The organism is Pseudomonas sp. PS01303, from assembly GCF_029959385.1.
Lineage (GTDB): Bacteria > Pseudomonadota > Gammaproteobacteria > Pseudomonadales > Pseudomonadaceae > Aquipseudomonas > Aquipseudomonas rustica.
This window is the reverse complement of record NZ_JASCPK010000215.1, coordinates 1-6962: the sequence shown is the minus strand read 5'-3', so window position 1 is coordinate 6962 and position 6962 is coordinate 1. Positions and strand designations below refer to the sequence as shown.

Sequence of the window (6962 nt, the reverse complement as noted above, 5' to 3'; positions counted from 1 at the left end):
CCCCCTGTAGGAGTGAGCCTGCTCGCGATAGCGGCATGTCAGTTGATACATGTGTTGACTGATACACCGCTATCGCGAGCAGGCTCACTCCTACAGTTTTAAGCTGCGTGTTCTTGTAATGCTGTCTGCAATCGCTTCATCTCTTGCACAAACCCCTCATACAACCGATGCGCCTCCTGCTGAGTCGTGCTCGACTTGCACGCCACCTCCAGTTGCTCACACGCCGCAATCAACGGCGTCGCATGAATAATCCGCGCACTCCCGAGAATCTTGTGGCAACGCCGCGCCATGCCTTCAAAATCCCCCGTTGCAAACAGCATTTCCATCGCCTCGACATCCTGCTGATTGGTGCGTAACACCGTCTCCAGCAATTGCCGGGTCAGCCCCGGATCGCCAGCGGTAATGTCGCTGACCTTGGACGGATCAAAACACGCCGCACTGGCCTGACGTTCACGTTCGGATTCACGCAGATAACGCTCCAGGGCACTGCGTGTCAGCGGTTTGAACAGGCAGGCGTTCATGCCCGCGTCGAGACAGCGGCGGGTTTCCTCAGGCTGCGCATTGGCGGTCAGCCCCAGCACATGAGTCGGCGTGCGCCCCTCGGCGGCTTCGATGGCGCGCAACTGGCGGGTCATTTTGTCGCCATTGAGCAGCGGCATATTGCAGTCGGTGATCAGATAATCGAAAGATTCTTCGCTCCACAGGCGCAACCCTTCGAGACCGTTTTCGGCGCAGGCCACGCGCATCCCCAGCGATTCCAGTTGCCGCTGCAGCACCACGCGATTGAATTCGTGATCCTCGACAATCAGCACATGCCGCGACGGCAGCGGTGGCAGATCTTCAGTCGCCATTGTCGGCAGGGTTTGTGTCTCGGTGTGCAATCGGGTGCTCAGGTTGAGGGTAAAGCACGAGCCGAGCCCCGGCTCGCTTTCGCAGGTCAGTTGCCCACCCATCAACTCGGTCAATTGCTGACAGATCGACAACCCCAGCCCCGTGCCAATCTGTGTTTCGCTCTGGCCGTCAGCGAATTGGGTGTACGGCTGAAACAGGCGCTGGCGCTGTGGCTCGTCCATGCCGATGCCACTGTCGCGCACCGCCAGGCGCAATTGCACCAGATCGCCGTGAGTCAGCAGGCTCAGCTCAACGCTGACCGTGCCTTGGGCGGTGAACTTGATCGCGTTGCTCAGCAGGTTGGAAAGAATCTGCCGAAATCGCAGCGAATCCAGTTCCACCGCTTGATCAGCATCATCGGTGATCAACGTCAGTTCGATGTTTTTCTGTTGCGCGAGGCTGGCGAACGCCTGCACCACGGTGCGCGCCAGACGCTCGGGATAGCAGCGGCTGCTGCGCAATTCGAACTGGCCGGCTTCAAGTTTGGTCAGGTCGAGAATCTCGCCGATCAGTTCCATCATGCCGCCGGCCGACTTCTGCGCGATGTCGATCAACTCGCCATCGCCGGTGCGCTCGGGATGACGATTGCGCAGCAGTTCAAGCACACCGATCAACGCGCTCATCGGCGTGCGGATCTCGTGGCTCATCACCGCCAGAAAATGGCTTTTGCCACGGTTCGCCGCCTCGGCCTGGTGCTTGGCGGCCAACAGTGCGTGTTGCAGATGCTGTTGTTCGGTCAGGTCGATCCAGCCGCCGATCACGCCGGTCATTTTGCCGTCGGAGTCGCGGTAGGGCAGGGCCCAGTGGTAGATGTGGAAGGTGTGGCCCTTGACCGAGAGCGGGAAATTGTCGAACGATGGCTCGCCGCTTTCCAGGGTGGCGCGGTGGATGCGTTTGTAGTTGTGGGCGTTATCCAGCGGCAGCACGTTGGCCTCGATCAGGCCTTTGTGCAGCACCTGCTCAAGCTCCACGCCCATCACCTGCAAATAAGCGCGGTTGCAAGTGAGCAGCAGGCCTTTGCGGTCGCGCACGTAAATCGGGTGCGGCGTGCCATCGACCAACGCCTTCATAAACAGCAACTGATCGCTCAAGGCTTTTTGCGCTTTGAGACGCTCGGCGATTTGCCGGCGCAGGCCGAGGTTCCACGCGATAAAACCAAGCAACACCGCCACCAAAACCATCGCCGCACGCAGAATCCAGCGTTTGTAAGTGCTCCAGCCGTCTTCACCGTTCTGTGGGTTTTGCCAGCGATTGGCCAAGTCGCTGAACTCGCCGGGAGCGATGTCGAGCATGGCTTTGTCGAGGATCGAAATCAGCGTGGCGTTGTGTTTGCCGGTGGCGAAAGTGATCAGCGCCGGTTGTGTGCCGAGCACCGAGTCGATTTGCAGGCGTCCACGAAAGTAGCGATCAATCAGATAAGCCGCGCCCATCTGCGGCTGAATCACGCCCTCGACCTGACCTTCGGCGAGCAGTTCGTAAGTCTCGATCGACGTATCGACTTCGACCGGGCGCAACTCCGGCCATTCCCGCGCCAGCCAATGCGCGGCTTCCGAGCCCTTGATGATTGCCACCGGCCGGCCTTTCAGACCGCTCATGCCCTCACGGTTGGGCTTGACCCGTGTAACCAGTACAAACGGATTGACCACGTAGGCGCGGGAGAACTTCAGATCCTTGTGCCGGCGCTCGCTGTAAGTCAGCGCCGCGATCAGGCTGGGTGGATCGCGTTGCGCACGACGGGTCATGGCGTCCATCGAGGTGATTTTCTTTGGCTGAAACGCGAGGCCCGTGCGGTCGTTGATCAGCTCGAGCAAATCGGCGGACATGCCGCGCATTTCGCCTTCGGTATCGAAGAAGCTGAACGGCGAATACATGTCGTTGGCCAGCACCTCGACAATCGGATGATCCTTGATCCACTGCTGTTCGACCGGCGTCAGTTGCAGACGGCCGTAACCGAGTTTCGGGTTGGAACCGATGCCCCAGCGCCGGGCGATTTGCGCGCGTTCCGCCGGAGAGATTTTTGCCAGAACGTTATTGAACAGATTGAGCAACTGCGCGTCTTCGCGCTGCATGGCGAAGCTGAAACCCAGGCCTTCGGAGTCGCGCTGAATGGTCTGTTTGAGGCTCTGCTGGTAACTGCGTTCGAGCAGGTATTGCGCGGAAATCGCGTCGGTCAGCAGCACCTTGTTTTCGCCGTAGGCCACCAGGCCGAGGCCGTAGGGTGTCGACTCCACCGCCTCGCGGGGATGATCGGGAAACAGTGCGGCAACGCGACCCGGAATCATCCAGTCCGAATCGAACAGAACGGTGGTGTCCTTGGGCAACTGATTGTTCGCCCAGTGGGTGCCGAAACGACTGACCAGCACCGCTTGATCGTACGCATAGGCCGCACTCATGCGCAGTTCGCTGTACTGGTTTTCCAGATGATTGATGCGTGGCACCACATCGATGTCGCCACGTTGCAGGGCGGCAAGCGCTTCGGCCTGATTGGCGAACCGTTCGATCTGCACCCGCAGGCCCAAGGTGCGAGCAATGATGTCGAGGTAATCGGCGGACAGGCCTTGGTATTCACCACCGTCGGCGGTGATGTCGAGCGGCGGCCGATCCGGCAGATAGACCCCGGCGCGCAACACGGCTTTTTGCGTCAAAAAATGCCGTTGCGTGCTGCTCAGGGGCAGGGTTTGTTGATTGCTGGTCGCGCGGCTGAGCAGGCTCAGCGTGTCGGCCTGGGCGCTCAATGCCAGCCAGCCGAGGCAGAGAACAGCGAGCAGTTGTCTGAACCGGTTCATCGCTCAGACCAGATGATTGCGTTTGGCGAACTCGACCAGATCAAGCAGCGTGTGGGTGTCGAGTTTTTGCATCAGGCGGGTCTTGTAGGTGCTGATGGTTTTGTTGCTCAGCAGCATGTCGTTGGCGATCTGCATGTTGGTCTTGCCCTGCGCCAGACCGTGCAAGACTTTGAGTTCGCGGCGGGTGATGGTGTCGATGCGCTTAGCGTCGTCCTGGGTGTATTCACTGTGATTGACCGAGTCGAGCGTCCCTGGCGGAAACCAGCGTTCGCCATTGGCCACGGCTTTCAGTGCAGTGAGAATCTCCCTCGGATCATCACCCTTCGACAGATAACCCGCCGCCCCGGCGCGCAGGCATTGCGTGGCGTAGGCCATACTTTTCAAACCGGTGTGTACCAGCACGTGCGCCGTACTGCCGCCGATGCGCAAACGGTCGATCACCGCCATGCCGTCGAGTTGCGGAATGTCCAGATCCAGCACAATCGCATCGGGCTGAAGCTCGAATGCCTTGCTCAAGGCATCGACGCCGTTGTCGCATTCAGCCACCACGACATGGCCCTCGCGCGCCAGAATCATCGCGATTGCCATGCGCACCACAGCGTGATCATCGACCAGCAGCACTTTCATCGATCAGTCCTCAAGCCCGGTTTCAGCATAGCCCGCACGCCGGGAAGAGCACGGCGCGGGCGCGACCGCGAAAAAAGAGCGCGATGCTACTTGGTTTGAGGGGGGATGCAAGGAAAGAGGGTAGTCACGGGCTACCCCAACCTCCTGTGGCGAGGGGATTCATCCCCGTTCGGCTGCGCAGCAGTCGCAAAACCATTGCATGCGGTGTGTCAGTAGAAATGCAGGGTATGGATGGGGCCGCTGCGCAGCCCAACGGGGATAAATCCCCTCGCCACAGGAGATCAGTGTCACCAGGGATCGGTTTCACAGGGGATCAGTGTCACCAGGGATTAGTGTCACTAAAGGGAGTACCACAGGTTTGGTGCCTGCCTTTATCGAGTAATTGCACTCAGGATCGTGTGCGCAATCTTCACCCGTTCCGCATTCGGGTAGTTCTTGTTCGCGAGGATCACAATGCCGACATCCTTCGATGGCACGAACGCCACGTACGCGCCGAAGCCTCCGGTTGCGCCGGTTTTGTTGTACAGCACGTTCTGCGGCTCGGGTTGCGCCGGGGTCAGCCAGTGCACTTTGTGCGCTTGCAACGCCATCGGGTTCGAGTTGCCGTTTTGCAGTTTTTCCAGACTGATCGGATAGGCGTAACGCTCCCAACCCAGACCTTGGGTCATGTCACCAACGGTGTAGTAACCGGTGTGTGTGGCGGCGACGGCTTGTTGCAGCGGCTGTTTCAGGCTGGCCGGTTTCAGGTTCGCTTCGACGTACCGCAGCAGGTCGGCGGCGCTGGTTTTGATGCCGTAGGCTTCAGCGTCCAAGGCGCCGGGGCCAACACGCACCGGTTGGTCTGCGCTGTTGTAGCCTTGGGCGTAGAGGTTGGCTTCGGACTCGGGCACGCTGAGGAATGTGTGCTGCAAACCCAGTGCTGGCAGCAGGGTTTGGGTCATCGCCTGATCAAACGGCTGACCGAGGCTCTTCGCCGTCAGATAACCAAACAGTCCCAGACTTGGATTGGAATACAGGCGATGGCTGCCCGGTGGATACAGCGGTTTCCACTGCTGGTAATAGCCGAGCATCTTGTCCGCTGAATCGGCTTCAGCGGGAAATTGCAGCGGCAGACCACCCGCGCTGTAAGTGCCCAGTTGCAGCACGCTGATGTTATCGAATGCGCTGCCGTGCAGCTCAGGCCACAGCGAGCTGGCCTTGCTCGACAGATCCAGTTTGCCCGTCGCCTGCGCATAACCAGCCAGCGTCGCAGTGAAGGTTTTGCTCACCGAACCGATTTCAAACAGGGTGTTTTCGCTGACCTTCAGCCCGCTGTCCTTGTTGGCGACGCCGTAGTTAAAGTAATGCGGTTGGCCATTAACAGTCAGGGCGATGGCCAGGCCTGGAATGTTCTGCTGCTGCATCACCGGCGTAACGGCAGCGCTGACCAAGGCTTGCAGTTGTGCATCGGTTGGCGCAGCAGCCGAACAGGCAGCCGCGCCGAAGCAAAGTCCAAAAGCGCTGTAGGAAAAGAGTTTGCTCGGCATGATTGAACGCATAAATGAACCACTCTCCATGAGTGTTGATTATTCTATCCCGCTACACTGCGGACGATTTCCCGTTCGGGCGGCTGATCAGCGCGGCCAATTTAGGCAGTCCGGCGCCAATCGACAAACGATGAAATCTCGCATGAGCCATTAGAAAAATTTGGGACTGGGCATGATTCGACCGCAATTGCCGCTGAACGCACTGCGCGCATTCGAAGCTTCGGCGCGCCATCTGAGCTTTACCCGCGCGGCGGTGGAGTTGTGTGTGACCCAGGCCGCCGTCAGCCATCAGGTCAAAAGCCTTGAGGCGCAACTCAACGTAACCCTGTTCAAACGCCTGCCCCGTGGGCTGATGCTGACCGGCGAGGGCGAAACGCTGTTGCCGGTCTTGAGCACGTCGTTTGATCACATCGCGCAAATTCTCGAACGCCTCGCCGACGGCCAGTACCGCGAAATGTTGACCGTGGGCGCGGTCGGCACGTTCGCCGTGGGCTGGCTGTTGCCGAGGCTGGCGGATTTCCGGGCGAAACATCCGCTTATAGATTTACGGCTGTCGACTAACAACAATCGCGTGGATGTCGCGGCGGAAGGGCTGGATTACGCGATCCGGTTTGGCGCGGGAGCGTGGCATGGCATCGAGGCGACACGCTTGCTCGACGCGCCGCTGTCGGTGTTGTGCGTGCCGGAAATCGCCCGGCAATTGCATGCGCCTGCGGATTTGTTGCAGCAGACATTGTTGCGTTCCTATCGCACCGATGAATGGCCAGAATGGTTTCACGCGGCGGGCATGGCGACACATGCTGCACCGCCGCAGAGCATCGTGTTCGACTCGTCGCTGGCGATGATGGAAGCGGCGTTGCAGGGCAGTGGAGTGGCATTGGCGCCACCGCTGATGTTCGCCCGGCAACTGGCGGCGGAGGCGATCTGCCAGCCGTTCGCGATTGAAATCACCACCGGCAGTTATTGGCTGACACGTTTGCAGTCACGCCCGGAAACGGCGGCGATGCTGGCGTTCAAATCATGGCTGCAACACGCGGCGGCCTGACACAAATCCCCCGTGTGGGAGCGGGCTTGCTCGCGAAAGCGGTGTGTCATTCAAGTCGTTGGTGACTGACCCACCGCTTTCGCGAGC

General features: G+C 59.7%; 4 protein-coding genes. 1 reads left to right on the top strand and 3 read right to left on the bottom strand.

Annotation, left to right across the window (positions count from 1 at the left end; translation table 11 throughout):
- Positions 1–98 precede the first annotated feature (98 nt).
- The 3 genes from QMX93_RS29005 to ampC all read right to left on the bottom strand — a co-directional run bounded on the left by QMX93_RS29005 (position 99) and on the right by ampC (position 5842).
- Positions 99–3677, bottom strand: coding sequence for a transporter substrate-binding domain-containing protein (locus QMX93_RS29005; protein ID WP_282359001.1), 3579 nt, complete (start codon positions 3675–3677; stop codon positions 99–101).
- Between the two features lie 3 nt (positions 3678–3680).
- The gene (locus QMX93_RS29000) at positions 3681–4304 is read right to left on the bottom strand and encodes a response regulator transcription factor (RefSeq protein ID WP_159815634.1); all 624 of its coding nucleotides are present in this window, start codon (positions 4302–4304) and stop codon (positions 3681–3683) included.
- 371 nt (positions 4305–4675) lie between these two features.
- Positions 4676–5842 carry a class C beta-lactamase gene (gene ampC, locus QMX93_RS28995; protein WP_282358998.1) on the bottom strand — a complete coding sequence of 389 codons (1167 nt, stop codon included), beginning with the start codon at positions 5840–5842 and terminating at the stop codon, positions 4676–4678.
- 160 nt (positions 5843–6002) lie between these two features.
- Here ampC and QMX93_RS28990 point away from each other — a divergent pair, with 160 nt between their 5' ends.
- The gene (locus QMX93_RS28990) at positions 6003–6875 is read left to right on the top strand and encodes a LysR family transcriptional regulator (protein ID WP_282358996.1); all 873 of its coding nucleotides are present in this window, start codon (positions 6003–6005) and stop codon (positions 6873–6875) included.
- Positions 6876–6962: the final 87 nt, after the last annotated feature.